The 25,761-nt window shown below is 60.1% G+C and carries 24 protein-coding genes and 2 pseudogenes; 12 read left to right on the top strand and 14 right to left on the bottom strand.

The window, feature by feature from the left end:
* Positions 1–8 precede the first annotated feature (8 nt).
* Genes tal through tkt form a run of 3 tightly spaced genes read left to right on the top strand, consistent with a single transcriptional unit; the run spans position 9 to position 4,886 of the window.
* Positions 9–1,115: a transaldolase gene (gene tal / locus GWC77_RS14035; protein WP_173257688.1), complete on the top strand. Its 1,107-nt coding sequence runs from the start codon at positions 9–11 to the stop codon at positions 1,113–1,115.
* Positions 1,112–2,767, top strand: a complete 1,656-nt coding sequence (gene pgi / locus GWC77_RS14030) for a glucose-6-phosphate isomerase (RefSeq protein WP_367949048.1) — start codon at positions 1,112–1,114, stop codon at positions 2,765–2,767. Before tal ends, pgi begins: the two co-directional genes overlap by 4 nt.
* A gap of 43 nt (positions 2,768–2,810) precedes the next feature.
* Positions 2,811–4,886, top strand: coding sequence for a transketolase (gene tkt / locus GWC77_RS14025; RefSeq protein WP_173257686.1), 2,076 nt, complete (start codon positions 2,811–2,813; stop codon positions 4,884–4,886).
* A 43-nt stretch (positions 4,887–4,929) separates the two neighbouring features.
* Here the strand turns inward: tkt and GWC77_RS14020 are convergent, their stop codons facing one another.
* From GWC77_RS14020 to GWC77_RS14000, 5 genes are all read right to left on the bottom strand, one after another.
* A complete protein-coding gene (locus GWC77_RS14020; protein WP_173257684.1) occupies positions 4,930–6,663 on the bottom strand; it encodes a molybdopterin-dependent oxidoreductase in 1,734 nt (577 codons plus the stop codon).
* Positions 6,664–6,822: 159 nt separating this feature from the next.
* The gene (locus GWC77_RS14015) at positions 6,823–7,140 is read right to left on the bottom strand and encodes a chaperone modulator CbpM (protein ID WP_173257682.1); all 318 of its coding nucleotides are present in this window, start codon (positions 7,138–7,140) and stop codon (positions 6,823–6,825) included.
* A complete protein-coding gene (locus tag GWC77_RS14010) occupies positions 7,137–8,162 on the bottom strand; it encodes a DnaJ C-terminal domain-containing protein (protein WP_173257680.1) in 1,026 nt (341 codons plus the stop codon). Before GWC77_RS14010 ends, GWC77_RS14015 begins: the two co-directional genes overlap by 4 nt.
* Positions 8,163–8,350: 188 nt before the next feature.
* Positions 8,351–8,626 (bottom strand): DUF2231 domain-containing protein, encoded by a 276-nt coding sequence (locus tag GWC77_RS30105; RefSeq protein WP_173257678.1) that lies wholly within the window; start codon positions 8,624–8,626, stop codon positions 8,351–8,353.
* Between the two features lie 67 nt (positions 8,627–8,693).
* A complete protein-coding gene (locus GWC77_RS14000) occupies positions 8,694–8,909 on the bottom strand; it encodes a DUF2945 domain-containing protein (protein ID WP_173257676.1) in 216 nt (71 codons plus the stop codon).
* 309 nt (positions 8,910–9,218) lie between these two features.
* Here GWC77_RS14000 and GWC77_RS13995 point away from each other — a divergent pair, with 309 nt between their 5' ends.
* The 4 genes and pseudogenes from GWC77_RS13995 (at position 9,219) to GWC77_RS13985 (ending at position 10,382) form a co-directional block, all read left to right on the top strand.
* Positions 9,219–9,596 (top strand): carboxymuconolactone decarboxylase family protein, encoded by a 378-nt coding sequence (locus tag GWC77_RS13995; protein ID WP_173257674.1) that lies wholly within the window; start codon positions 9,219–9,221, stop codon positions 9,594–9,596.
* Complete coding sequence (locus tag GWC77_RS13990) at positions 9,580–10,023, top strand: hypothetical protein (RefSeq protein WP_173257672.1); 444 nt, start codon at positions 9,580–9,582, stop codon at positions 10,021–10,023. Before GWC77_RS13995 ends, GWC77_RS13990 begins: the two co-directional genes overlap by 17 nt.
* A pseudogene (locus tag GWC77_RS29595) lies at positions 9,927–10,127 on the top strand (cytochrome c oxidase subunit I); the annotation flags it as partial. The gene GWC77_RS13990 and the pseudogene GWC77_RS29595, both read left to right, overlap by 97 nt.
* A 54-nt stretch (positions 10,128–10,181) precedes the next feature.
* The gene (locus GWC77_RS13985) at positions 10,182–10,382 is read left to right on the top strand and encodes a heavy-metal-associated domain-containing protein (protein WP_173257731.1); all 201 of its coding nucleotides are present in this window, start codon (positions 10,182–10,184) and stop codon (positions 10,380–10,382) included.
* Between the two features lie 491 nt (positions 10,383–10,873).
* Here the strand turns inward: GWC77_RS13985 and GWC77_RS13980 are convergent, their stop codons facing one another.
* The 9 genes and pseudogenes from GWC77_RS13980 to GWC77_RS29590 all read right to left on the bottom strand — a co-directional run.
* Positions 10,874–11,581 carry a succinate dehydrogenase iron-sulfur subunit gene (locus GWC77_RS13980; RefSeq protein WP_173257729.1) on the bottom strand — a complete coding sequence of 236 codons (708 nt, stop codon included), beginning with the start codon at positions 11,579–11,581 and terminating at the stop codon, positions 10,874–10,876.
* 120 nt (positions 11,582–11,701) lie between these two features.
* A complete protein-coding gene (locus tag GWC77_RS13975; RefSeq protein WP_173257670.1) occupies positions 11,702–14,041 on the bottom strand; it encodes a glycoside hydrolase family 15 protein in 2,340 nt (779 codons plus the stop codon).
* Between the two features lie 57 nt (positions 14,042–14,098).
* Entirely contained in the window at positions 14,099–14,380 is a 282-nt protein-coding gene (locus tag GWC77_RS13970; protein WP_173257668.1) for a DUF6566 family protein, read from the bottom strand.
* A gap of 478 nt (positions 14,381–14,858) precedes the next feature.
* On the bottom strand, positions 14,859–15,269 hold the full coding sequence (locus GWC77_RS13965) for a ribonucleotide reductase subunit alpha (protein WP_173257727.1): 411 nt from the start codon (positions 15,267–15,269) through the stop codon (positions 14,859–14,861).
* Positions 15,270–15,415: 146 nt separating this feature from the next.
* Positions 15,416–16,285 (bottom strand): ADP-polyphosphate phosphotransferase, encoded by an 870-nt coding sequence (locus GWC77_RS13960; protein WP_173257666.1) that lies wholly within the window; start codon positions 16,283–16,285, stop codon positions 15,416–15,418.
* A gap of 364 nt (positions 16,286–16,649) precedes the next feature.
* Positions 16,650–16,838 carry a CsbD family protein gene (locus tag GWC77_RS13955; protein WP_173257665.1) on the bottom strand — a complete coding sequence of 63 codons (189 nt, stop codon included), beginning with the start codon at positions 16,836–16,838 and terminating at the stop codon, positions 16,650–16,652.
* A gap of 322 nt (positions 16,839–17,160) precedes the next feature.
* On the bottom strand, positions 17,161–17,556 hold the full coding sequence (locus GWC77_RS13950) for a PRC-barrel domain-containing protein (RefSeq protein ID WP_173257663.1): 396 nt from the start codon (positions 17,554–17,556) through the stop codon (positions 17,161–17,163).
* Between the two features lie 249 nt (positions 17,557–17,805).
* Entirely contained in the window at positions 17,806–18,759 is a 954-nt protein-coding gene (locus GWC77_RS13945; RefSeq protein ID WP_254366958.1) for a hypothetical protein, read from the bottom strand.
* A gap of 124 nt (positions 18,760–18,883) precedes the next feature.
* Positions 18,884–19,000: pseudogene (locus tag GWC77_RS29590) on the bottom strand (PRC-barrel domain containing protein); the annotation flags it as partial.
* A gap of 347 nt (positions 19,001–19,347) precedes the next feature.
* On the opposite strand from GWC77_RS29590, the gene GWC77_RS13940 reads away from it, so the two are divergent.
* The 5 genes from GWC77_RS13940 to mgtA all read left to right on the top strand — a co-directional run bounded on the left by GWC77_RS13940 (position 19,348) and on the right by mgtA (position 25,749).
* A complete protein-coding gene (locus tag GWC77_RS13940; RefSeq protein ID WP_173257661.1) occupies positions 19,348–19,506 on the top strand; it encodes a DUF3309 family protein in 159 nt (52 codons plus the stop codon).
* 153 nt (positions 19,507–19,659) lie between these two features.
* On the top strand, positions 19,660–19,971 hold the full coding sequence (locus GWC77_RS13935) for a BON domain-containing protein (RefSeq protein WP_173257659.1): 312 nt from the start codon (positions 19,660–19,662) through the stop codon (positions 19,969–19,971).
* A gap of 157 nt (positions 19,972–20,128) precedes the next feature.
* Positions 20,129–21,193 (top strand): glycosyltransferase family 4 protein, encoded by a 1,065-nt coding sequence (locus GWC77_RS13930; RefSeq protein WP_173257657.1) that lies wholly within the window; start codon positions 20,129–20,131, stop codon positions 21,191–21,193.
* Positions 21,194–21,778: 585 nt separating this feature from the next.
* Positions 21,779–22,789: a sensor histidine kinase gene (locus GWC77_RS13925; RefSeq protein WP_173257655.1), complete on the top strand. Its 1,011-nt coding sequence runs from the start codon at positions 21,779–21,781 to the stop codon at positions 22,787–22,789.
* 422 nt (positions 22,790–23,211) lie between these two features.
* Positions 23,212–25,749 carry a magnesium-translocating P-type ATPase gene (gene mgtA / locus GWC77_RS13920; RefSeq protein WP_173257653.1) on the top strand — a complete coding sequence of 846 codons (2,538 nt, stop codon included), beginning with the start codon at positions 23,212–23,214 and terminating at the stop codon, positions 25,747–25,749.
* Positions 25,750–25,761: the final 12 nt, after the last annotated feature.

Here is a 25,761-nt window from a genome sequence, read left to right as displayed (position 1 = left end):
AGGCATCGATGAAGCCGACCCGACAACTGCATGACCTCGGCCAAAGCCTTTGGCTCGATAACATCACGCGCGCTCTGCTGACGGACGGCACGCTGCAGCGCTATATCAGCGAGCTCTCAGTGACCGGGTTGACGTCCAACCCGACGATTTTTGATAAAGCCATCACGGAGGCGGATTTCTATGACGCCGCCATCCGGCAACTGACGGCTGAAGGGAAATCAGGAGAGGCGCTGTTTTTTGAATTGGCGCTCGAGGATCTGACCGAGGCCGCCGACCTGTTCCGTCCTATTCACGACAGCACCGATGGAGTTGACGGCTGGGTGTCGCTGGAAGTGTCTCCTTTGCTGGCACACGATACGGCCGGCACCATCGACGCGGCTGCGCAACTGCATCGAGCCGCGCAGCGTCCCAATCTGTTCATCAAGATTCCGGGCACGCCCGAAGGCGTTCCCGCGATCGAGGCGTCGATCTTCGCCGGCGTGCCGGTGAATGTCACGCTGCTGTTTTCGCGCGAGCAATACCTCGCCGCAGCGCAAGCGTACATGCGCGGCATCGAGCGGCGGATCGCCGCGGGACTCGATCCGCACGTCGGTTCCGTCGCGTCGATTTTTGTCAGCCGCTGGGATGTCGCGGTGAAGGACAAGGTCCCCTCACAACTTCGCAACCGCCTCGGGATTGCAATCGCCAAACGCGCGTATCAAGCGTACTGCGAGTTGCTGGCGTCGCCCCGCTGGCAGCAACTCGCAATTGCCGGCGCCCGGCCGCAGCGCCTGCTCTGGGCCAGCACCGGCACCAAGGATCCGGACGCGGCCGACACGCTCTATATCGAGTCGCTCGCGGCCCCTGACACGATCAACACCATGCCCGACAAAACCCTGCACGCCTTCGCCGATCATGGCGAACTGAAGGGCGTATTGCCGGTCGATGGCGGCGACGCCGAGGACGTGCTCGCCGAATTCGAGCGAGCCGGTGTCGACGATGCGGCGCTTGCCGCCCAACTCCAGCGTGAAGGAGCGGAAGCGTTCGACAAGTCGTGGAAAGATCTCATCGGCCGCATCGCCGCGAAGAGCGCCATGCTGGGAAAGGGCGATCCAACGCGTGCGGGACAATCGTGACCACGAAACGCGCCGCTGTGCCTGAGCCGCTGACTGAGCGGCCAGCGTGGAAGGCGCTGGCGGAGCATTACCGGAAGGTGCGTCATCTCCATCTGCGGCAGCTCTTCGCCGACGACCCCCTGCGCGGCGAGCGCCTGAGAGTCGAAGCCGCCGGTCTTTACTTCGACTACTCGAAGAACCGGGTGACCGACGAGACGATCGCGCTCCTCGTGCAGCTGGCCAGCGAATGCAGTCTTGCGCAGCGGATCGACGCCATGTTCAGCGGCGCACCGATCAACGTGACCGAGCGACGGGCTGCGCTCCATGTCGCGCTACGGGCGCCGGAAAACGAGCATATTCTTGTCGACGGCGTCGATGTTGTGCCCGAAGTGCACGCGGTTCTCGGCCGCATGGCCGCCTTCTGCGAAAGCGTCAGGAGCGGCCGCTGGCGCGGTCACACGGATCGGCCCATTCGCAACGTCGTCAATATCGGGATCGGAGGTTCCGATCTCGGCCCGGCGATGGCTTACGAAGCGCTGCGTCATTACAGCCAGCGCGACATGACATTGCGCTTCATCTCGAACGTCGACGGCACGGACTTTGCCGAAGCCACCCGCGATCTCAATCCCGAGGAGACACTGTTTGTCGTCTGTTCGAAAACCTTCACGACGCAGGAGACCCTGACCAACGCTCGCCTCGCCCGCGCCTGGAGCCTGCGCAAGCTGGTTGACGAGCGCGCGATACGCCGGCACTTTGTCGCGGTGTCCACCAACGCCGAGGGCGTCGCCAGTTTCGGCATCGACACCGCCAACATGTTCGGCTTCTGGGACTGGGTGGGCGGCCGCTACTCGATGGATTCCGCGGTGGGGCTGTCGACGATGCTCGCGATCGGACCGCAGCACTTTCGCGCCATGCTAGCTGGCTTTCATGCGATGGACCAGCATTTCCGGAGCGCGCCGTTCGAGCGCAACCTGCCTGTGTTGATGGGGCTGCTTGCGATCTGGCACAGCAATTTCTTCGGCGCACAGACAGTCGCGGTGCTGCCCTACGAGCAATATCTGAAGCGCTTTCCCGCCTATCTGCAGCAGTTGACGATGGAGAGCAACGGCAAGCACGTCACGCTCGATGGCGCGCGCACCAGGTATCAGACAGGCCCCATCTACTGGGGGGAGCCGGGCACCAACGGCCAGCATTCGTTCTACCAGCTCATTCACCAGGGGACCCGCTTCATTCCCTGCGACTTCATCGGCTTCTGCCAGAGCCTGAACCCGCTCGGCGATACGCATGACCTGCTGATGGCGAACCTGTTCGCGCAGACCGAAGCATTGGCGTTCGGCAAGACGCAAGCCGAAGTCGAAGCCGAACGGACGCCGCGCTGGCTCGTACCGCATCGCGTCTTCGAGGGCAATCACCCGACCAGCACTATTCTCGCCGAACGCCTGACCCCGGAAGCGCTGGGGCAGCTCATCGCGCTTTATGAACACAGCGTCTTTACCCAAGGGACAATATGGAATATCGACTCTTTCGATCAGTGGGGTGTCGAGCTGGGCAAGGTGCTGGCGCAACGCATCGCTCCCGAGCTCCAGAGCCCAGACGAGTCCGGGTTTGCGCACGACAGCTCGACCAACGCGCTGATCCGGCGCTACCGCTCTTTGCGCGAGGAGCCGTCATGAGCCTCGGCCGTGCCTCGTTTCGCCAGCAACCAGGAGAGCATGCATGAGACCCGCGGTTTCCGCCCCGATTACGGCTGCGAAGCTGGACGCTCTGTGCGTCGACACGCTGCGTTTTCTGTCCGTCGATGCTGTGCAGAAGGCCGACAGCGGACATCCTGGTCTGCCACTCGGCGCGGCGCCGATGGCCTACGTGCTATGGACCCGCTTTCTCAAACACAACCCGGCAAATCCGGCGTGGCTCGACCGCGATCGCTTTGTGCTGTCTGCCGGCCACGGCTCGATGCTGCTATATAGCCTGCTGCACATGACCGGCTACGATCTATCCCTCGAACAGATCAAACAGTTTCGCCAATGGGGAAGTCTCACGCCCGGCCACCCGGAGCGCGGCCTTACACCCGGTGTCGAAACGACCACCGGGCCGCTCGGTCAGGGCTTCGCCAACGGGGTCGGCATGGCGATGGCTGAGACACATCTCGCCGCACGCTACAATCGCCCGGGCTTCGACATCGTCGACCACTTCACTTACGGCATCGTCAGCGACGGCGATCTGATGGAAGGCGTCGCGTCCGAAGCGGCTTCGCTCGCCGGCCATTTGCAGCTCGGCAAGCTGATCTACCTCTACGACGACAATCAGGTCACGCTTTCTGCGGGCACGGATATCACGTTTTCCGAAGATCGCGCGCGACGTTTCGAGGCTTATGGTTGGCATATCCAGGCCATCGACGACGGCAACGATCTTGCCGCCATCGAGCAGGCGCTGGATAGTGCACGCGCTGAAACGCGCCGCCCCTCGCTGATCCTCGTGCGCACGCATCTCGGCTACGGTTCGCCGAACCGGCAGGACACCTACAAGGCACACGGCTCGCCGCTCGGCGAGGAAGAGGTGCGCCTGACAAAACAGAACCTTGGCTGGCCGACCGAGCCGGCGTTTTATATTCCCGAGGCCGCACAGGCACATTTTCGTCGCGCGCTGGAAGAGGGACTGCACAAAGAGACTGAGTGGAACACCCGTTTCTCCGCCTATACGCAAGCGTTTCCCGAACTCGCGGACGAATTGCTGAACGCGATGCGTGGTGAATTGCCGGCCGGCTGGGACCGGGACATTCCGCTCTTTCCCGCCGACGCCAAAGGCATCTCCACGCGGGTCGCATCGGGCAAGGTGATGAACGCGATCGCGTCGCATTTGCCGTCGCTGATCGGTGGCTCCGCGGATCTCGATCCGTCCACGTTTACCGCACTGTCCGGCCTCGGCGACTTCGAAGCCCCCGGCGCCAGTGCCCGCGACCGGCAAGGTTCGGAGGGAGGCGGCTGGAGTCGTGCCGGCCGCAATCTGCACTTCGGCGTGCGCGAGCATGGCATGGGTGCGATCCTGAACGGTCTGGCCGCTCACGGCGGGACCATCCCGTTCGGCGCGACGTTTCTGATTTTTTCGGACTACATGCGCCCGCCGATCCGGCTCGCCGCGCTCATGCATCTGCGCGTGATCTATGTGTTCACGCACGACAGTCTGGCGCTCGGCGAGGACGGCTCGACGCACCAGCCTGTCGAGCAGCTCGCCAGCCTGCGGGCCGTGCCGAACCTCAACGTCATTCGCCCCGCCGACGCCAACGAAACGGCCGTAGCCTGGCGCGTCGCACTGGAAACGCGTGATCGGCCAACCGCGCTCGTCCTGACGCGCCAGAGCGTGCCGACTTTCGACCGGACCCAGTTCGCTGCCGCCGACGGCCTGCGACGTGGCGGCTACATCCTCGCGGACGCGCCCGGCGGCACGCCGGCGTTGATTCTGATCGCCACCGGCTCGGAAGTCGCGCTTGCAATGGCCGCGCGCGAGCGTCTGTCGGCGCAGAACATAGCGGTGCGCGTAGTCTCGCTGCCGTGCTGGACGCTGTTCGATGCGCAGCCACAATCGTACCGGGATACAGTGCTGCCGCCCTCGGTCAGCGCCCGGCTGGCGGTGGAGGCCGGCGTGCCGCAAGGCTGGCATCGCTATGTCGGCGAACGCGGCGAGGTGCTCGGCATGGAGCGTTTCGGCGCGTCGGCTCCGGCCGATGTCCTGTTGCGCGAGTATGGTTTCACCACGGACAACGTCTGCGCACGTGCGCTGGCGCTGCCCCGTTAGCGATGGAAGGCGAACGCGCGTGTGATCTGTCCATGCAGATTTCTCAGATCGGCACTCGGTAGCCGTAGAATTCGTGATCCTCGTTGTAGCCGCCTTCACCCGCGCCGAGGTCGGCGAAATCATGCACGAACTCGATCGCTGCAATCCACTTGACCATCTTGAAGCCGAGTTCGTTCTCGCAGCGCAGCCGCAACGGCGCGCCATGCAGCACGCTAAGGGGCGCGCCGTTCATCTCGTAGGCGAGGATGGTCAGCTCGTGCCGCATGTTGGCGATGCTGTGCACGTCGTAGTAGCGTCCACCGTCGCCGCCATCGGCCAATGAATAGAACACCGCGTAGCAGGCATCGGTGGTCGGTTTCACCAGATCGAGGAGATGACGCATCGGAACCCCGCCCCACCGGGCGACCCCGGACCATCCCTGAATGCAGAAATGCGTGGTGATCTGTTCCTGCTTCGGCATGGCCTTCAGCTCGGCGTATGAGAACTCTGCCGGCTGTTCGACCAGCCCATCGATTCTCAGCCGGTAATGCGCAAAACTGTCCTTCACGAGCTCGTCGAACTCGGACGACGCCGGCATCGTCCCGTTGGGCCAGAAGTACGGCGAAATGTCCTGTTCGGTAAGCTGGCTCGTCGGATCCCACCACTGCGTCACGCTATTGAACGGCCGGGCCAGGAACGCTCCGATCTGCTGAACCAGGCGCGCATGACGGAGCGTGAACGGAGACGCCAGCCACCAGGTGACGGCGACAAGCGCCATGGCCGGGAGGAAGACCAGCACGCCGCTCCAGGAGTCGCCGTTCACGCCCGCGAACATCATGTTCAGATTAACCCGGGCATCGGTGATGAACACCAGCGTCACATGCGCGAGGATGTAGAACAGAAACCAGCACAGCGCGATGAAATGGATCGAACGGGCCCGCTGCCGGTTTAACGCCCGGCCGACCCAGCCGAGCCGGTTGGAGATCGCCGGGCTCTGCATGAAGCCGGTCACGATGGAGGTGGGCGCGGCGATGAACACCGTGATGAAATAGGTGATCTGTTGCAGGCTGTTGTAGCGCAGCCAGCTGTGATCGGCGGGGAACGTGAGCGACAGGTACTGAAGGGCGGTCGAGGCTGCGTTGGGAATCACTTCCCATGTTGTCGGCACCAGCCGCTGCCACTGGCCGGTCGTGAACAGCAGCGCGTAGAAGACGATGCCGTTGATCATCCACAACAGCGTGATCGAAAAATGCCACCATCGGGCAAGGCCGATGGAGTGACGGATTCCAGGAATACCGAGCCACGCGGGAAGCGTGACCGAATCGTCCTTCGCAGTCCACACCCGGCCGGCGGGCACGGCCTTCTGGAAGCGAAACCATTCCGTGCCGGGCGTGCAGTCGCGTTTCCAGTACAAGCGCGGATGATCGGCGAGAATCTGGAGTCCGGCGCGAATAATGAACGCCATGAAGAAGAGGTTCAGGAAATGCTGCAGCCTGAGCCACGCGGGGAATCCCGTGACGACAGCCACTGCGGATGGCGGGATACCCGGGTAGCGCACGAGGAATTCCTGCACCGCCGGGACTTGCCGCAGTGCCTGTGCGATAGCCACGCCGATAACCAGTAGTACGAAAGCAATCGGCAATGCCCACAGCACGTTGACCCAGCGCTGACCGATCCGGATCCGGGGAACCACGCCCGCTTGCGGCGGTAGCCAGCGATTCAGGCGAACCCGGTCGTCCGCGGGACTCAGACTTGCCTCCACCGGATCATGTGGCGGTGCCGGGTGAATGTGTGACATCGCCTCTCCTTCTTGCAGTCTCGCAACCCGTGCTCCGTCAGTCGCGCCTCAACCGCCGTAATTCAGATTAGCCGGCCAGCCCAACCATGTCTTGGCCGCATAACCTGGGCCTTGATGTCCGGCTCGCCTTTGAGCCGATGAGAAACGCGAAAAACACGCTCAGCGAGCGGACGAGCGCCTGGAACGCGCCCGCAACGCGTTGATTTCATCGAGCAGGTCGAGCGCGAGCGCAATGCCGGGTGCGTTGATCTCGAGATCCTGTGCGAGCCGGCGGGCGGTTCGCACGCGGCGCAGTGCAGCACCACTGAAGCGCCATTCCAGCGGCGTGGTGCCTTGCGGCTCAATGGCGCCTTCTGCGATCCATAACGTCAGCTGCTCTTCGGACGCGCCGCTCGCCCGGCACAATTCAACGAGCGTGAACTCGACGTCTTCCTCGACAATTTCACCTTCCACGAAGACCGTCACCGACTCTTTCATGGTCGATCACCCGTAAAATGCGCGCGCGGATCGAAGTGGAACGCCTGCCGCATCGCTTCGTAGGCCGCCCGCGCGCTGTCGCTGTCGGCCGGTGGCAGCACGATCGTCAATATCACGTACAGGTCGCCCGGCGTCTTCGCCGGAATGCCCTTCCCCTTGAGGCGCAGCCGCCGGCCGCTGGCCGATCCCGCTGGCACGGTCAGCTCGACCGAGCCATCAGGTGTAGGAACGGTTACTTGGGCGCCGAGTGCGGCCTCCCAGGGCGCGACCGGTACATCTAGCGAAACATCGCGTCCGTCGACACGAAAACGCGGATCCTCGCGGAAGGCGATTTCCAGATACAGGTCACCGGCTGGCCCATGTCCCAGGCCGGCGCCGCCCTGACCGGCAAGGCGCAGGTGCTGCCCAGCCCGCACGCCCTTGGGAATGCCGACGTTCAGCGTACGCTGTTGCAGCATGACATGGCCCTGCGCATCGAGGACCGGCATTTGCAGCGAAATGGAGCGCTGCGCGCCGTGATAGGCGTCCACCAGATCGATCGCGACTTTGGCGTGATGGTCCTGTCCGTGGATCGGGCGCTGCGTGCCACGATAGGCAGCATCCAGATCGTCCTCGGTGGCGCCGCCCCGATCGGGGGCCGCGCCATGCCTTTTCGTTTGCCGCGAATCGCTGCCCGCTCGCGCACCGCCGAACATCGCTTCGAAGAATTCGCTGAAATCCGCATTCGTGCTGGTCCCGTTGCCTGCGCCGCTGAACTCGAAGCCCTCGTCCCAGTCGGGCGGCGGCTGAAAATCCTGGCCGTTCTGCCACTGGCGGCCCAAACGATCATAGGCTGCGCGCTTCTCCGTATCCTTGAGGACCTGATAGGCCTCGCCCAGTTCCTTGAAACGGTCCTCGCCGTCAGCCTGCTGGGTGACGTCCGGATGATATTTGCGCGCGAGCTTGCGATACGCGCGCCGGACCTCGTCCTGCGTCGCGGTGCGTGGCAGTCCGAGAACCTCGTAGTAGTCCCTGTATTTCATCCCACAGTCCGCCTGACCCCGAGTCGCGCAGCCATCGCGCTTGCGTTGGCCTTTGCCCGGGACGGTTGTGCTTCCTTCAGTCCACTGTACTCGCATGCCGCCAGTCTGTCGCGGCGATCATCCGCTCGAATTCGCGATGCGCGGCAGGGTCTCACCCGCCACTTCTCAGGACAGATTTGGCAGTGACGCTATTCCCGTCCCTCGACACCGACTCCGTAGACATGCACCATCTGGCCGCCAAGCCAGCCTGAAACAAAGAGCAGTGCGACCCCGACAATCGAAAGCAGAACTGGCGCGCTCAGGCCCGGACTCACGCTCGCGGGGCTCCGCTTGCGCAGCCAGATATTGATCGCATACAGCACGACGACCGTGAGTTCTCGATGGGCGAAGCGGATTGCGGCATCTGCGGTCCCTTGTCCCTGCGCGCATGCCTCACGGTAAGGAACCCGGAATGGCCAATGCACACAGGCTTGCAGCGATAGGGTTTCACGTTCGTTGGCGCCTCATCTGTACGGTAGCAGTCAACGCCTCTCAGGAAGCCATCTTTTTCAGCGCGCCACCTTTGTGCATCGCGATGTGGTCGGTCTTCTCACTCCTGATCTCGTACTGTGGATCGTCCACACTGGCGTGATGGGTGTATCCGTTGTAGTCGGTGTCTCTCGTATGCACCTTGATGATCTTGCCGCTGACATGGCCGGCCTCCGAATTCCACGTCACGTGATCGCCAACCTTGAATCTCGTAGTCATGATGGATGCCCTCCGTTCGGTACCGCGTGCAATGCACTGATGTGAGGACACGCCGGCACTGCCCTGCATTCAACTCACACTTTCATATTGCCCTCTGTGCTTCACTATAGGTCATGTTGTGACATAGTTTAAATTCAATGGAATTGCCGAAGTTCATGATGCACAAGAGACGAGGGCGTCGTACGCATCTGGCGACGCTGGATGAGTTCATCGCGGGGACAGCACCGTGCGGCACGCTTTGTGCGTGCATCGGCTTCACGGCTTATAGCGAGGTGGCGCCGTCATTGAACCAGCATGGGGAGCCAAGCCATGGACAAAGCAATGTATCCGCCGTCGGACCCCGGAATCACAGCAAGGCGCAAGCAACTGGCGCCCGGACCGCTCGCCGCATTCAAGGCATTCAGCGACAGCGTCTTCGCCGACGGCGCGCTGCCCGCGAAGACGAAACAGCTGATTGCCCTTGCCGTCGCCCATGTCACCCAGTGCCCGTATTGCATACGCGGCCACACGGTGGCCGCCCTGAAAAGCGGCGCGACCGAACAGGAGATCATGGAGGCCATCTGGGTCGCGGCCGAGATGCGTGCCGGCGCGGCGTATGCGCATTCGGCATTGGCACTCGACACGATGGCAGAGAAGTCGAGTACGAATCCGAATCCGGACGAGGCGCCCCATGCCCACGGTCATTGAGCGCCTGCAGGCCGAACATGGCAGGCTGGGACGGCTGGTGCAACTGCTCGACGGCGAGCGGTCGCTACGCACCGATCCGGACGCCCCGCACATCGCGCTGCTGGTGGATACGCTTTACTATCTGACACGCTTTCCCGATGTCACCCATCACGCGATCGAGGATCGCATTACGGAGACGCTGCGGGGCAAGAATGCGTTGCCCGACGGGATTGCGCGGGAAATCAAGGCGCAACACGCGACACTGATTTCGCAGGGTCACGAACTTCTCCGGGATCTCGAAGCGGCGGCCCGTGAAGAAAACATGTCACAGGAACTGGTCGAAATCCACGGTCGTCTCTACGCGGAAAGGGATTCAATTGAATTGCCGAAGTTCATGATGCAATCCTGTTTTTCGTTGCATTGCCGGCCTATCGCGGCACTGGCCTAGCAACGGCCGCCGATAAACCCTGGGACGGCGCCCAGGGGCTCGAATGGACGGTGCCGAGTCCGGCGCCGTTCCATACGTTCGGGATACCGCCACAGGTTGAATAGCCGCGGGCAGGCCGATAACCAGAATCGAGGTAGCAGAGCATGCAATTCGAACATATGGAATTCGAGATGGAAAAGATGACCGGTGATGTCGACGCACCGACGCTTGCCCGGGCCATCCGCGCGGTCGACCCTGACGCGAAGGTCGATGTCGACGTTGATGCCGGAATCGTAAAGATCGACTCGTGGATGATGGCCGAGGAATTCCTGGTTGCGTTCGAGGACGCCGGCTACAAGGCGAAGATCAGCAAAGGTTGAACCGGGGATCGGGACGGGTAGTGTCGGATGTGCTGAGTTGTCCGACTCAAGTAGGACGCCGCGTCGGACATCGAAAGACGCATCCTCGGGCCCTAATCGCAGTCGAGACCATCATTGAGGCTCCATCATGCAAACCTCTCGTGAAGTTGAGCGCGCGGCCCGTCAGCGCGCAGATCACATTGAAGCCCTGATCGACGAGGCCGGGGCGGAGAGTTTCCCGGCAAGCGATCCTCCCGCCGTCCATCCTGAACCCAGGCCGGTCACGACGAACGCGGCGACCGGTATTGAGACGACGGGAACACCGTTATAGCTGCGAGAAACGCGTACGTTCGCGGTCGACATCGTCGCACTTAATCAGGCCTGACGTGTCGGTGCTGACGCCGCCAGGAAATAGATGGGCCGCGAAGCCCACGTCACGTCTATCGCCTTTGGCTCGCGAGTTGTCACCCTTGGCATTGCCATATCAGCCTCCCTACGTCAGTTTGTGACACTCAGATTGCTCTGCGCGCAAGCATGCTGCGAATCTCCGCGATTGCCTTTGCCGGATTCAGGCCTTTGGGGCAGACATCCGTGCAATTCAGAATCATCCGGCAGCGCTGAAGACGGTACGGATCATCGAGATTGTCGAGCCGCTCAGCCGTGCCCTCGTCGCGGGAATCGACCAGAAAGCGATAGGCTTGCAGGAGCCCGGCAGGACCGACGTATTTATCTGGATTCCACCAGTACGATGGGCACGCGCTGGAACAGCACGCGCACAAGATGCACTCGTAGAGACCGTCGAGCTGGTCGCGTTCCTCGGGCGTCTGGTGCCTTTCCCGCTCGGGCGGTGGAGTGTCGTTGATCAGATAAGGCTTGATCGAATGGTACTGCTTGAAGAACCCGGTCATGTCCACGATAAGGTCGCGAACGACCGGCAATCCGGGCAGCGGACGCAAAACTGTGTGGCGGGGAAGGTCATTAAGGTTGGTGATGCAGGCGAGCCCGTTCTTGCCGTTGATGTTCATCGCATCTGAGCCGCACACGCCCTCGCGACACGAGCGCCGAAAGCTTAACGTCTCGTCCTGTGCCTTGAGCTGGATAAGTACATCGAGCAGCATCCGGTCAGACGCGGTTACGTCTATCTCGTACGTTTGCATGTACGGCTTGGAATCCCGGTCCGGATCGTAGCGGAAAATTTCAAAGGTTCTTGTGTCACTCACGATGTTCCTCCTCTGTGGAACCGATCTCGTATGCGGCGCGCGTTGTTCCCTACGTCGATCCATTCCTTGCCACCGCAGACCGACCGCATTGCGATACACATTGAATATCGATTGCGTGTTTCATGATCGCGATACTCCCGTTTTGGCATCTCCCAGAAGAACGTGAAAGTCGGCGCCGGCCCAGCGTTGGGACTGAGGGAAATAGAAAGTGAAATCAACGACTGAATGACCGGCAACGTCGGCACGATCGAATCGGACGCTGTGTATCGAAAACGCTCGCACCTGCGAAGGTCTATCAGCAACCTCGCACCACCCGTCGAACCCATAGTGCAGCCAGAAGGGCTCCAGATTTTCGATGAGCAGCGCTCGGCCCGCGGGCAGTGCATCGAACGGCTGCGCTTGACGCCAATGCCAGGTCGCCGCTTCGGGCCGCTGGGCGTGGTAGCGCCGTTCAACGCTCGAAAGCAGTTCGATCGGGCGCCTTTGATGCCGTGCAATCAGCAACTTGAGAAATTCGGCATGTGCCCACACGAGCGGCATGGCGCTGCCGGTCGGCTTGCCAGGCTCGAGGCCGCGCTCGGGTATCGGATCGGCGTCCCACACCTGTTCCGGAATCAGGCCAATTGCTCCGGTCATGCGCGTCATCATCTCGAGGTAGGGCAACGGATCGATTCCCTGCATCAGATCGAGATGTGCTCGCTCGCCGGTCAGCAGGGGCCACAAGCGCCCGACGCCTGTACCATCGAATGGTGCGCCGTCTTCGTGTTCGCCGTAACCATCGCCGTTATAACGCCGGTAAGCGATGCCGTGCGGCGTCTGGACACCCAGTATGCCGTCGATGACTTTCACCGAGTTCAGAATTCGCCGATCGCGTGCATCCCGCAATCCGAGACGAACCAGGTAGAGGCATTCCATACCGATGAGCGCGACAGCGGGCGCGCTGCTGCCTCCCCGATTGGCGATGTCGATTCGACCTCGCAATCCGCCCTTGCATAGCGGTGGCGCAATTCGAACGTAGTAACCGTCGATGCCAAACGCCCCATAAAATGTTCGGTTCTCGACGTAAGTCCAGTCTTCGAGCCGTTCATTCCAATAGTCCGCGAGCGAGAGGACGTACGCGTTCTCTTCTCTCGGCAAATGTTCGGCCGCGCAGACCAGTGCCACGATCTCGATGCCGAGCGTGAACGGCGAAATGCCAGCGTTTTCTTCCCAGCGGTCCTGGGGACTGCCAGGACCATTGCGCGCGATGTAGCCAACGGCACGTGCAATCATTTCGGTCCAGCCTGTCAGTCCGCCCATCGCACCGCCCCCGGCCAGCTTGGCCGCAAGCAGTACAGGAAAGCCCACTTCATCGAGCTGGACGCCGGTCCAGAACGGCCGTCCGTCAGGATAGCTGTTCTGATTCCAACTTCCGTCTGCTCGTTGCGTTGCAATCAGGTAGTCAAGCGTGTGCCGGGTATCTTCCACACAGCCGATCGCTAGCAGCGCGAGGGCGGCTTCGGCGGCGTCGCGCGTCCAGACGAGGTGATACCCGCCGATACTGTCGCTCGTGTTACCCCATGGAATGCTCAGGCTGGCGATCAGCGCGCCGGGATACGTCCGTCCCTCATGAGCTTTCAGCACCGTGGCGGAAAGGTAAGCCTCGTAGCGAACCGGCTCCGGCGTTTCGGGAATAGCGATTTCGGTGGCCCACGCTTGCCAGCCTGCGGCGCACGAATGCTGCACGGCATCGAACCCCTCGGAAAGGCTCGATCGCACGAGCGTGCAAGCGCCTTCCGGCGTCTCGGCAAAACCGAGCGCAAGCACGCCTGTGGAGGCAGCCAGTTCCCCCATCAGGGCTACGTTGCCGTTCACTGCCTCCGCGAAGGTCCAGTCCATGCGCGCATGGTTGGCGAAGTCTTGCCAACCATCGGAATACCCAACGTATCCAGCACTTGCACGTGAGAAGCCGCAATCGGCGGCAAGTTGAAGTGCAACGCTGTCCTTCCATGCCACGAGACCGTCTGCTACCCGCGCATTGTTATGCAGACCGCTGCCGCCTAGGTGGGGCGCGAGCAGGGCATAGAGCTTGATGTCGGTTCCGGTGAGCCGGAAGGCGACGAGCATCACGTCACGAATCGGGTCCGGCGACAGGTTTAGCTCGAGGCGATACCCGTCGCCTTCATGCACAATCCGCGGCAGAGGAATGCAAGGGCTCGGGAGCGATAGCCGGTATCGACCGGCGCGCTTCAGTTCGTGCCAGCCGCCCGGACCGGCGACGATGAAGCCCAGGTCTCGCACTTGAGGTTCGCCGGCCGATGGCCAGTAGACCTCGTTGAGGATGCCATGGCCGATCGACGCCCATACCCGGCTATGGCCTAGCGCGGTCGTCACGAGGTCCTTCGCGCTCGAGGTCCAGGTAGGTGCAATCCCAGGCCAGCCGGGAGCAGCACCCGAAACATCTGCTGCCTGCGTGTCCATGTTGGAGTCGATGAGTCTGAAAAGCTTCACCTCTTGAGCGACTGATGCAAGTCCCCGTCAAGCGGCGCGTTCGCGCAAAGCTGGCGGTTTCTCCAGCACGCCGCTATCGATCAGCTTCACAGCGTATTCCAATGCATCCCGTCGTGCCTCGCCCTCGGACAGCCAACGTTCAGCGAAGAATGGCAGATGCCAATCGGCCAGTACCTCACTGCCTCTCTCGATCCTGATAGTCGCAATGTACCCGTCGGGCACCGCGTCGCGTGCCGTGATGCGGCGAACGGGAAAGGTGCCGATGCGGATTACCCGTTCCTTCCAAGTGTCCTGAGTCACCGCCTGCATTTGAACCTCCTTCCTCGGCTAGCCGGCCAGCTCTTACGCCCCTACCACAGCCGTTTTGCATTCCGGCGTGAGCAACAGGGGTCGCGCACTGGCGAACTCAGCCGGTTGGAGATGCAGGTCGGGGCGATGAAAGGTGCTGAATAACTGCCCCCTGCATTGATGGACCGATGTGGATCGGCAGATCGCCGTGCCGTAGCGGCTGGGCACCCGTGCGGTGTAGGCGGGAGTGTCCTTACCTTACCTTGACGGAACGAGAGAACATTGCCTTAGATCAAGATGTCGAATATATGTCATATTGTGATATTAATTGCCAGTGACCGTCGGGGCTTGATATTGCGGAACGGCCTTTCGCGTTTCCCGAGAGTGGTCCTGCCGGAGCCGGCCGGACGATAGCGTATCGAGCATCCTCACTGGCGAAATGTTTGCGCCGTGAAGCACCGTCATTCGGCGATCCGATTCTGCGAGTAGGGACATCCGTTCACGACGGACCAAATAGCACGGGCTGACCATGTGCATCGAACGGAATGAACGAACCGATGGACCCGGCCTTGATCGATTCCACCATCCTGTTCAACGGCGCTTCGGCGTCTTCAGACCGCGGCACACATCCGTTGTTGCCCGAGAGTGCTGCGACGAAGACTATTGTCCAGTCCTGAAGCACCCGTTGGGATTCTTCGAGCAGATCGCTGAACGTGCCGAGTTCTTCGAGCGTTTTGTCCAAGCACATCAGTGGCGTTAAGGCGCCGCCCTTACCAGCTTCGAAGCGGGCCCGCTGTTCAGGCGTACAGTCGTCGGGCAACTCAACCCTGGTAAATACGAATAACAAACGCTGAGGTTCGGGTTGTTGCCGCGCGACGCGAATCAGGTCATCAAAACTCGAGATACTCATCATCAATCGTCCATGTGGGTCGTGTCGGTAGGGCACTCTATGTCGGCCGTTCATTCGGTGATTGCGGAGCTGTTCCGTCGATGCGCCAAAGCGTCCGTCATGTCCGTTATCCGTTAAGAATTGTCGACTCTCGAAACGCAAGGACATCAAATTTCGAGGCGTCTGCGAATTGCCTGCAGTTCCCGTCGCCGGCTTGCTGTCGATTTGGGGTAAGTCAGCTTAAGAGACTCGAGTGCGTCCAGTATGATCTGAGATACGATCAACCGCGTGTTCTTCTTGTCGTCGGCGGGCACGACGTACCACGGGGCGCAACGGGTACTCGTTGCGGCGAGGCATTGCTCGTATGCCTTCCTGTACTGGTTCCAGAACTTGCGCTCCTCGATATCCGCTGCACTGAATTTCCAGTTCTTGTCCGGATCGTCGATGCGGTCCAGAAAGCGCCTGCGTTGTTCCGCCTTGGAGAGGTGAAGGAAGAACTTTATGATGCGCGTGCCATTTTTCTCGAGGTGGCGCTCCAGATCCACGATCGACCGATACCGGTCGTGCCAGATCGCTTGCTTGTCGAGCGACGCACTCGGCAGCCCTTCGCCAAGCAAAATCTCCGGATGGACGCGGACGATTAGAACTTCCTCATAGTACGACCGGTTGAAGATGCCAATTTGCCCGCGCGCTGGCAAATCCCGTGTGGTGCGCCAGAGAAAATCGTGTTCAAGCTCGGTGGGCGTGGGATGCTTGAAGCTGAAAACCTGGCAACCCTGCGGATTCACGCCCGACATCACATGTTTGATTGCACCGTCCTTGCCGGCCGCGTCCATGGCCTGGAAGATCAGCAGGAGTGCATGGCGGTTCGATGCGTAGAATCGCTGCTGCATCGAACTCAGTCGTGCCACGTGCTCGGTGAGCAGTTCCTTGTAGTGCTCTTTTGAGGTGTACAGGGGATCCACCCTGGTTGGCCATTTTCCAAGACTGACTTCATTGCCCTCTAGCACACGAAAATCTTCCGATCTGGTTTTCATCTCGATCCTGTTCACGGTCGAAGTCACATCAGTCGTCGCCAATCTATCGCGAGCCCTCATATCAACAGAAACAACATGACGTACTACGTGATCCTCAGGTGGGCGAACACGCGAATATTCAGCCCGTCGAGCACGACCGCAAAAACCACCGTTGCCAGGCGAAGATAAAGCGCGCAGGCAAGCAGCATCGCAATGACGCCGCTGCTGAGCGAGATTGCGCACGACAAGCAATACCGACTTCTGCTGCGAACTCACCACGTGTGCAGTGCGGACCAGTTCCGCCCGTGCAGTCGTAGCGAATATCGTGCGCCGACCGGATGCCGCAGCTTCGCGGCATCGCCCTGTCATATGACCTCCGCAGCGATCAATGGGCCTTCTTCACCTGTGCCTTGATCGCTGCCTTGGCGTCGCCGAGCTTCTTTTGCGCGCCTCCGACTGCCTGCTGAACATCGCCCTTGATTTCCTGCTTCGTGTCGCCCGTGGCACGGCCAACCGCCTCGTTGATCTTACCCTTGACCTGTTCTGCGACACCCTTGACTTGATTCTTGTTCATGATGAACGCTCCGTTCGCAACCGCTCGTTGAATGACCCGCCGTCCGCCGCGATCGACAACTCGATGCGATGCACGCGAGCTGGCTGGACTTGAAAGACAGCAATCGCCCGCAGTCATGTGGGCGTAAAAACACGCTTGACTCGAGTCATGTGTCGTAATGGCACGTATGCAGGCTTCGATCGCATGCGCACCCAAGAACGCTGCGGCGATCTTCTACCTTCGTCGTCAGCCGTACCGGCTCCCTGCGCACGAAGACATCAACAATCGACGTGCCCGCAGGACCTTGCCGACAGCATCTCGCGGGGGCTAGCCGTGTTGCCGGTCATGGTGTTGGTGTTGCGTACTTGAATTCTGACATCGCTTTCAGCGAGTCGCTCGTCAAACCCCGCAATCGAAACTGCTTGTCGACGATTTGCAGATCGCTGAAGGGCACCGCAATGAGATGTCTTCCCACGCCCAGAAATCCACCTATCGACAGAATCGCATAGGTGACACTATCTTTTGGACTAACGATCAAGTCGTCGATCTTACCGATCTTGTTTTTGTTTTCATCGTACACAGGCGCGCCCAGCATTTTCGATGCTCGATAGCCAGACGCCAACTGGACTACGTCAGTCCGGTTCGCCGTAATCGACTGTGCCGTTCCTTGTGCATGCGCGGTGGCGGAGGAGAGCACGATTGCCATCGCCACAGTGGGAATAGCAAGCGCGAATTTCATGGAAACCTCGCTATGAACGTGGATGCTTCCAACGAAGTATTGTCCAACAATCCAACTCGCCGTTGATAAACATCAACGTTAGTCCGGAAAGAATTGTTCCAACGAATTGCCCCTTTCACCGGATCGGTGCCCTCGCCGCATGCCCCCACAGCCAGGCATTGACCCGTACGGGGCAGAAGCCATTGCGTTAGATCAAACCGATGCCGCTTTGACTGCAGGCTGAACAGATTGCTCGGCTAAGGCTGCCCCCTATTTCCCGAGCGCCTGCCCTGTCTGCTGGCGCTGGTATTCGTCGAATTTCATCCGCATGTACTCTTGTCGATCCATTTCGTGCAGTTGCAGCGGATATCGTTCGTTTGCGTCGAACCAGTTGGTCAGGCGTTGCACCAGTTGCTTGTCGGGCGGGGCGGACAACGCGCCGAGATAGGCATCGACCGCCAGGTAGTAACGCATGGTGTTGCGCTCCATAAGGCCGCGCATCCCGCCGATATATTCCGGCCGGGCAGCGGACGGATCGACAATCTCGGTGAAGCCGACCTTGCCGTGAGCAAAGGCGGTCAGATAAGCTTTCATGGCAAGACGTCCGATCGCTCCATAGCTATAGGCATACGTGAGATGCAGGAACGTACGGCCGCCGCCAAGCTCTACCGCTTCGACAACGATCTGATAATCCCGGGTGCCCAATGGTCCACGGTCCGCATGGAGCTTCACCTGCAAGTATCCCGGGCCGGCGGTCACCGCGTCGTATTCGAACTGCACCACGTACGTCGTGCCGAGTTCTTCGGCAACTTCCTTCTTGCTGACGTTGACGACCAAAGTATTGCCGCTCTCACCGCTGGTAGCATGACAGTACTTGATATTGGGGTGCAGAATCATGACGTCGCACCAGTTCTTCGAGCCTTGCGTCGGATCGCCGAACACCGCGTTCAAGGTCGCGAACGGATAAGCCATCACCGCGTAGACTTCCCCCTTGAGCGTGGACGGCGACTCCTCCGAAATCAGAGACAACGGACGCTCAAACTGATTGTGCTCAAGCCGGGGCATTAACTTCTGGTACATCTCGCGCAGGTTGGCCGCGTCGTCCGCGCCGTTGGCCGGCGCGCCCGGGCATGGCAAACAGCACGCCACGAGCACCGACGCCATGAGCGCCGCCTTGCGTAGCCTGCGGCTCGCTGGGACTGCGGCAGATGCATGCATGAACATGCTTCGGCTCCTGACGGCAGACGGATAGTGCTGATCGATCGCAACATACTTCGTTCGTCAGCGTCGCTGGCACATGTCCCGGTGCGTTGCGGCTCGCATGCCGGCGTCACGCCAGATAGCGGTGATCTCGGATCGTTCCGATCTTGTGCTTGTTGTCATCGTACACAGCGGCAGCTAGCATCTTCGATGCTCGATAGCCGGAAGCCAACTGAACCACGTCGGTCCGGCTCGCCGTTATTGAGCCAGCGCAACTTTCATGACAACCGCGTTCAGTTCGTGAACGTTGCCATCAAAGTATTGGCTACCGGCCTTGTTCGCCATTGACGCACGTCAAAGTTGCGCCGCTAAGGGCCTATCTGGCGAATTGGCACTTTCACCGGAGGCTGCGATCGCTGCATTCCTCCCAGCCCGGCATTGACCCACGTCGGACGTTCTCATTGCCTTAGATCAAACGGTCCCCATTTTGAGCGCACTACAAAAACATGGGTGTTCGGCAACATACCCTGCCGCCCCCATCTGTGAAGATGGCTCGTAAAGACGCGCCGTTTATGTGGTATTCCGAAATCGGGCCAGTCAAGGAGAAACAACATGTCGCTGGGAACAATTCTTCTGATCGTTTTGGTGCTGCTGCTCATCGGAGTGATTCCGACCTGGCCACACAGCAGGGGATGGGGTTACGGACCGAGCGGCATTCTCGGTGTCATCCTCGTCGTGGTCGTCGTCCTGCTTCTGCTCGGCAGGCTGTGAGCGCGTCGATGTCGTCGAGTCACGCCGCGATGCGCCTGCCCCGGCCGTGATCGCGGACCTTGGATCGGCCGCACCGCAGAATGTGCCACACGTTTGCCAGCGCCTATCGAGCCGAGTTGGCGCGCCAACCCGCGTTTACCGAAGGAGCAAGAAATGACAAAACGCAATCGCATTTACGCATTCTTCATGATGTTTCTGCTGACGTTTTTCCTCGGCTGCGCGGGTTCGCGCACCCATGAAGCAACCGGCGAATACCTCGACGACTCCGTCATCACCACCAAGGTGAAGGCGGCCATGCTGAATGAGCCGTCGCTAAAATCCGCCGAGATCAATGTGGAGACGTTCAAGGGTGTCGTGCAACTGAGTGGCTTTGTCCGCTCGCAGGCCGATATCGATACGGCCGTCGAGGTGGCTCATCGCGTCGGAGGCGTCAAATCCGTCAAGAACGCGATGCGGATCAAGTGACGGGGCGATCGGTCGGACAGCGTCCCGGGTGTCCGAGACGCTGTAGGAAGACGAGCGAATAGATTACCAAGAAAGATGGGCAGATACTGTCTGCGGTCCTGCCCCCCCACGGTTCGCGCTGAATGTCGTTGATTGGCGCGAGAAGGAACCGTAGTCGATGCGTATCGCACAGATCGCTCCGCTGTACGAAGCCGTTCCGCCGAAACTCTATGGCGGAACAGAACGCGTGGTGTCCTACCTCACGGAAGCGCTGGTCGATCTCGGCCACGACGTCACCCTGTTCGCCAGCGGTGACTCGAAAACGACCGCCCATCTTGAACCGGCATGGCCGCAGGCGCTACGCCTCGACCCGACGATGAGTGACACTTTTGCCCCGCATCTCGTGTTGCTTGAAAAGGTGCGCCGCGTCGCTCACGAGTTCGACGTATTGCACTTTCATCTCAGTTACCTGCCTTACCCCTTCTTTTCTGAATCTCGTGTGCCGTTTCTGTCGACGCTGCATGGTCGCCTCGATCTACCTGAACTGGAACCGGTGTTCCATTTGTTCCCACATGTGCCGCTGGTATCCATTTCGAATGCCCAACGCTTGCCGTTACCGCTGGCAAACTGGCTCGCCACGATCCATCATGGCCTGCCCGACAGTCTGCTGACACCGCAACCCGAAACGCAACCAGGATATCTCGCGTTTCTCGGTCGCATCTGTCCGGAGAAGCGCCCCGATCTAGCCATTGAGATCGCGGCGCGCGCCGGTCTGCCGCTAAAAGTTGCCGCCAAGGTGGACAAAGCCGATCAAGCGTACTTCACGACCGTGATCGAGCCTTTGCTGTCGAAACCGCATGTCGAATTCGTCGGGGAGATCGACGAAGCGCAGAAGCGCGCATTTCTGTCAGGCGCCAAGGCGTTGTTGTTTCCGATCGATTGGCCGGAGCCATTTGGCTTGGTGTTGATAGAGGCACTGGCGTGCGGGACCCCGGTTATCGCGTTCAACCGCGGCTCGGTGCCCGAGGTGATCGAACACGGTGTAACGGGCTACATCGTCGAGGATGTTCCTGGGGCCGTCGATGCCCTGACGCGACTCGATGTGCTCTCGCGCCCGGTCATCCGCGAGCATTTCTCCAGCCGGTTCAGTGCACGATTGATGGCACAGCGTTACGTGGACGTTTATGTGCGGCTTCTCCACGCGGCCTCCCGTTATGGGAGCACAACGCGCATCATGCGTTGAAAGATTTATTGGCGCAGGTCATCGATGCGCAGTGATCGATCGCTAAGCTCCAATCATCGCATCGCGTATCATGTTAGCCATAGCAACTCATCGGCCAGAGCATGGCGATCACGGGAGGTCTCTCGGCCGTGACAGATTGCACGGCGATCAATGTTGGCGCTTGTCCTCGTCGCCACGTCCGCCGCCGCGCAATCGGCGGCGTCGGGCAGTGCCAGCACGACGACTTCGAGTGCGCAGCACGATACCAGTCATAAGCAAAGAAACCGCGCCGACGTTGTCGAGCAACGCATCAGCGACATGCACGCTCAATTGAAGATCAAGAGACCTTCATGACACCGCTGCCCGCCTAAACTTGCGAGGCGCATTTCAACGCTTTATGCGGGTGGCGCCTCGGACCGCTACCGTACAGACTCATTTCGGCTCATGTGAGAGCTTGAACGCGGATCGCTGCGAGTGCACGCCGCCTTAACAGGCGGCTCTCGCAGATCGATTTGTCACAGGATAGTCTTATCTGCACGACGTGGCCATTGCATATGCTGCAAGACATCCGCTGCACATAACCGCATAGTCTGCATCGGAATCGACGTGCGTGACTGGTGGTCAACCTTCTTGCAGGCCCGCATCATGAACACTCCAACCGTCGAATGCACGGGATCTAAGCAAGGCGCCTATTCGCTTCGAGCGCATTATTCCTGCAAGACGAGCTGCGATGCTGGGACAAGGAAGCTCAATGGATTCGAACCGTGCGATGAAACCGGGCATGGGCTCTCGCTTTCGTATCAGGATTGCTCGACTTGCTGGACCGATATCCCGACCAAACCGGGGTACGTGCGCTTTAGCATGTTCTTTGCATCGGGAAAGATTTGGCGGGATGCGCTGGAGCGCGATCGTCCGAAGCAATCCGAGCATCTGGGCGAACAACCTGATTCGGCCATCGAATCGACCCGCGAGGAAGAGAAGAAACGTATTGCCCGCGAGTTGCATGACGAACTTGGACAGCAGCTTAGCGCTCTGAAGATGGACTTGGCGGCGCTCGAGGCGGAGCTCCGCGTAGGTGGCACTCAGAAATCAGTCATCTTGCGTATCGGCGAATTGCACCGTGCAATCGATAGGGCGATTTCATCGGTCAGACGAGTCGCGGCGGGTCTGCGACCGGCCGTGCTGGACGATCTGGGATTGCTTCCCGCGCTCGAGTGGCTCGTCGATGACTTCCGCAAGAGTTCGGGCATTTATGCGACGCTGCAGGACCATACGAGCGATATGGAATTCAACGATCCGGCAAGCACGGCGCTCTTCCGAATCGTGCAGGAAGCGCTGACTAATGTAACCCGGCATGCGAAGGATGCAACCGAGGTCAAGGTGGAACTCGCGCGTCATGGGAGCGTTTGTGTGCAGACCATAAGCGATAACGGTATAGCAACCGCGACTGACTATCGCAACACTTCGGATGCGTATCCATCTGGACTCTCCGGCATCCGGGAGCGCGTTCGCCAGTTGGGAGGTACGGTGAGCATGGGAAGGTCGCTCATGCACGATGGTTTCAGTATTGTGGTGTCGGTTCCTGTTCATGCGGTCATACGCGGTCGAGCTCGCTGACCTCGCTTCGTGCAGCGCAACCGGCGATGGACGTTCAATTCACGATCCCGGCAATCAAACTTCCGACCGCCCGACACACCGAGCAAGCTCAACATGCCCACGGATGCGCCTTCGAAGGTTCCGAGGCAGCGCGGCCATCTTCTTGAGCGAGCCGAAGTGCTGGGCAACAAGAACGACGGTAATAAACCCCAACACTCCCATCAGATCATCCAAAGCGAGAGCGCCCAGGCCGCGTGAAGCCGCACCGACTATACCGACGTATTGTGCACGAGGATATGGCGCAGCAGTCATAGGTATGTCGGGGAGTCAATCGGCATGAACTGGCCCAGGCGGACCGCCACGGCCTCTCGTGCTAACGTGTTGACCTCCGCCCGTCCTTGTTCGCCTGGCCGAACGCGCAGTTGCCGCAGAAGGTATACCCAATGGATCGTCCGGAATCCCACTTTTGGAACCAGCCTTTTGCCGCACTCCAGGCACGTTTGGCATCATCGCCGGAGGGCTTAAGCCAGTCGGACGCACGCCAAAGGGCAATGCGGCTCGGCCCCAATATACTGCGATCGCGCGGTGAACGCTCCCAAGTGCTGCAGTATCTGAGTCACTTCAGAAACCCGCTGGTGATGATCCTGCTCGCCGCCAGTGCCGTGTCGGCGCTAACTGGCGAGGTCACCGGATTCGTGGTCATATGGCTCATCGTTCTTGTTAGCGTGACCCTCGATTTCGTTCAAGAGTATCGGGCCGGGCGAGCTGCGGAACAGCTCAAACAAACGGTTGCCGTTCGCGCTAACGTGATACGCGATGGACATCCGCAGGACATGCCGATCGCCACGCTGGTTCCTGGCGATGTCGTTCTGCTTGCCGCTGGCGATCTCATGCCGGCAGATTGCCGCTTGATCGAGGCCAAGGATTTCTTTGTCAACCAGGCATTGCTGACGGGCGAATCCTACCCAGTTGAGAAGCACGCAGCCGATCTTGCCGAGCCGACGGGCGACCTCAGCCAGGCTGCGAACGCTGTCTTCATGGGAACATCCGTGATCAGCGGGATGGCAAAGGCGATGGTGTGCCAGATTGGTGCGAATACAGCCGTTGGCAATGTCGCGGATTCGCTCGTGGCCAAGGCTCCGCCGACGGCTTTTGAGTTGGGTACGCACAGTTTCGGCATGTTGATCATGCGCTTGACCGTGCTGCTGGTGCTTTTTGTGTTTCTGGTCAATGCGCTGTTCCATCGCCCCTTCCTGGAGTCGTTTCTCTTCGCTATCGCGCTTGCGGTTGGGTTGACGCCGGAACTTCTACCGATGGTGGTGACGGTAACGCTCTCGCGCGGCGCACTGCGCATGGCCCGGCAACACGTCATCGTAAAGCAGCTCGCAGCGATTCATAATCTCGGCAGCATGGACGTCCTGTGCACCGACAAGACCGGCACGCTGACCGAGGCACGCATCCATTTGGAACGACATCTGGATGCGCAAGGGCGAGATAGCGAGCAGGTGCTGCAGTTGGCTTACCTCAATAGCTATTTTGAAACCGGCCTCAAAAGCCCTTTGGACGCCGCCATTCTCGAGCACAAGGAGATCGAGGTCGGCCATTGGCGCAAGATCGACGAGGTGCCGTTCGATTTCGAGCGCAGGCGTGTCTCGGTGTTGCTTGACGATGCTCAGCAGCGGTTGCTGGTGGTCAAGGGGGCGCCGGAGGATATTCTCAAACTTTCCACGCAATACGCACGTGGCGAGGCGCTCGGGACGCAGCCTCTGGACGAAGCCGCGCTGGCGACCATCCAAGCATTGCACGACAGTCTTGGGCAAGAAGGCTTCAAAGTGCTTGGCATCGCGTGGCGATCGGTCGCGCCGGACTACCCGCACGCGGTACTGAGTGATGAAACCGAGCTGATCTTCGCCGGCTTTGCGGCCTTCCTCGATCCCCCTAAGCCCAGCGCGGCCAAAGCGCTCAAAGACTTGGCGGAAATCGGCGTGCAAGTCAAGATCGTCACCGGTGATAGCGAGCTGGTCACCCGACACGTGTTTACACAACTTGGCATGCCAGTCGCGGGGGTGCTCACCGGCAACGAGATCCAGCAAATGGACGACACCGCGCTGGCGGCGCAGATAAAGAAGGCCAACCTGTTTTGCCGGGTCACGCCGGCGCAGAAAAACCGCGTCATCCTGAGCCTGAAAGCGCGAGGGCATACCGTCGGCTATCTTGGCGATGGTATCAATGACGCACCCTCGCTTCATTCCGCGGATATCGGCATCTCGGTCGATAGCGCAGTAGACGTGGCCAAGGCGGCGGCGGCGATGATCTTGCTGAGGCAGGACTTGAACGTATTGCGTGCTGGCGTGCTGGAAGGCCGACGGACCTTCGCCAACATCATGAAGTACATCATGATGGGAACCAGCTCGAATTTCGGCAACATGTTCAGCATGGCGGGTGCAACGATGTTTCTCGCCTTCTTGCCGATGCTGCCGGCGCAGATTCTGCTCAATAATCTGCTTTACGATGTTTCGGAGCTGCCTATTCCGATGGATAACGTGGATGACGATTTCCTTACCCATCCCAAGCATTGGGATACGAAGTTCATTCGCAATTTCATGTGGGTGGTCGGCCCAGTGAGTTCGGTCTTCGATTTCTTGACGTTTTTCATCATGCTGAAGGCGTTCAATGCGGGCGAGGCGCTTTTTCATACTGGCTGGTTCATTGAGTCGATTGCCACCCAGGTATTGGTGATATTTATCATTAGAACCCAGGGCAGCCCATTCAAGAGCCGGCCAAGTCGTGTATTGACAATTACTTCGCTCGCGGTCGTGCTAATCGCGGGCGCATTGCCGTTCATGCCGTTTGCTGCGCTTCTCGGATTCGTCGCGCCGCCGCCTCAGTTCTTCCTGATTTTGCTGGCGATGCTGCTCTGCTATTTATTCGCGGTGGAATGGATGAAGCGATTGTTCTACCGCCATTTCGCGGTACATTGATCCGACACAACA

It is taken from the genome of Paraburkholderia sp. NMBU_R16 (assembly GCF_013282575.1).
Taxonomy (GTDB): Bacteria; Pseudomonadota; Gammaproteobacteria; order Burkholderiales; family Burkholderiaceae; genus Trinickia.
This window is presented reverse-complemented; position numbering and strand designations above follow the sequence as displayed.

Coding starts and splice junctions, on each gene's coding strand:
- GWC77_RS13950 (WP_173257663.1), bottom strand. CDS start 17,556: ATGAAATTCGCGCTTGCTATTCCCACTGTGGCGATGGCAATCGTGCTC.
- GWC77_RS13990 (WP_173257672.1), top strand. CDS start 9,580: ATGCCCACGGTCATTGAGCGCCTGCAGGCCGAACATGGCAGGCTGGGA.
- GWC77_RS14020 (WP_173257684.1), bottom strand. CDS start 6,663: ATGTCACACATTCACCCGGCACCGCCACATGATCCGGTGGAGGCAAGT.
- GWC77_RS13975 (WP_173257670.1), bottom strand. CDS start 14,041: ATGGACACGCAGGCAGCAGATGTTTCGGGTGCTGCTCCCGGCTGGCCT.
- GWC77_RS14010 (WP_173257680.1), bottom strand. CDS start 8,162: ATGAAATACAGGGACTACTACGAGGTTCTCGGACTGCCACGCACCGCG.
- GWC77_RS13935 (WP_173257659.1), top strand. CDS start 19,660: ATGACAAAACGCAATCGCATTTACGCATTCTTCATGATGTTTCTGCTG.
- GWC77_RS14000 (WP_173257676.1), bottom strand. CDS start 8,909: ATGACTACGAGATTCAAGGTTGGCGATCACGTGACGTGGAATTCGGAG.
- GWC77_RS14015 (WP_173257682.1), bottom strand. CDS start 7,140: ATGAAAGAGTCGGTGACGGTCTTCGTGGAAGGTGAAATTGTCGAGGAA.
- GWC77_RS13940 (WP_173257661.1), top strand. CDS start 19,348: ATGTCGCTGGGAACAATTCTTCTGATCGTTTTGGTGCTGCTGCTCATC.
- GWC77_RS13965 (WP_173257727.1), bottom strand. CDS start 15,269: ATGAGTATCTCGAGTTTTGATGACCTGATTCGCGTCGCGCGGCAACAA.
- GWC77_RS13945 (WP_254366958.1), bottom strand. CDS start 18,759: ATGTTCATGCATGCATCTGCCGCAGTCCCAGCGAGCCGCAGGCTACGC.
- mgtA (WP_173257653.1), top strand. CDS start 23,212: ATGGATCGTCCGGAATCCCACTTTTGGAACCAGCCTTTTGCCGCACTC.
- GWC77_RS13995 (WP_173257674.1), top strand. CDS start 9,219: ATGGACAAAGCAATGTATCCGCCGTCGGACCCCGGAATCACAGCAAGG.
- GWC77_RS13960 (WP_173257666.1), bottom strand. CDS start 16,285: ATGAAAACCAGATCGGAAGATTTTCGTGTGCTAGAGGGCAATGAAGTC.
- GWC77_RS13955 (WP_173257665.1), bottom strand. CDS start 16,838: ATGAACAAGAATCAAGTCAAGGGTGTCGCAGAACAGGTCAAGGGTAAG.
- tal (WP_173257688.1), top strand. CDS start 9: ATGAAGCCGACCCGACAACTGCATGACCTCGGCCAAAGCCTTTGGCTC.
- GWC77_RS13985 (WP_173257731.1), top strand. CDS start 10,182: ATGGAATTCGAGATGGAAAAGATGACCGGTGATGTCGACGCACCGACG.
- tkt (WP_173257686.1), top strand. CDS start 2,811: ATGAGACCCGCGGTTTCCGCCCCGATTACGGCTGCGAAGCTGGACGCT.
- GWC77_RS13970 (WP_173257668.1), bottom strand. CDS start 14,380: ATGCAGGCGGTGACTCAGGACACTTGGAAGGAACGGGTAATCCGCATC.
- GWC77_RS13930 (WP_173257657.1), top strand. CDS start 20,129: ATGCGTATCGCACAGATCGCTCCGCTGTACGAAGCCGTTCCGCCGAAA.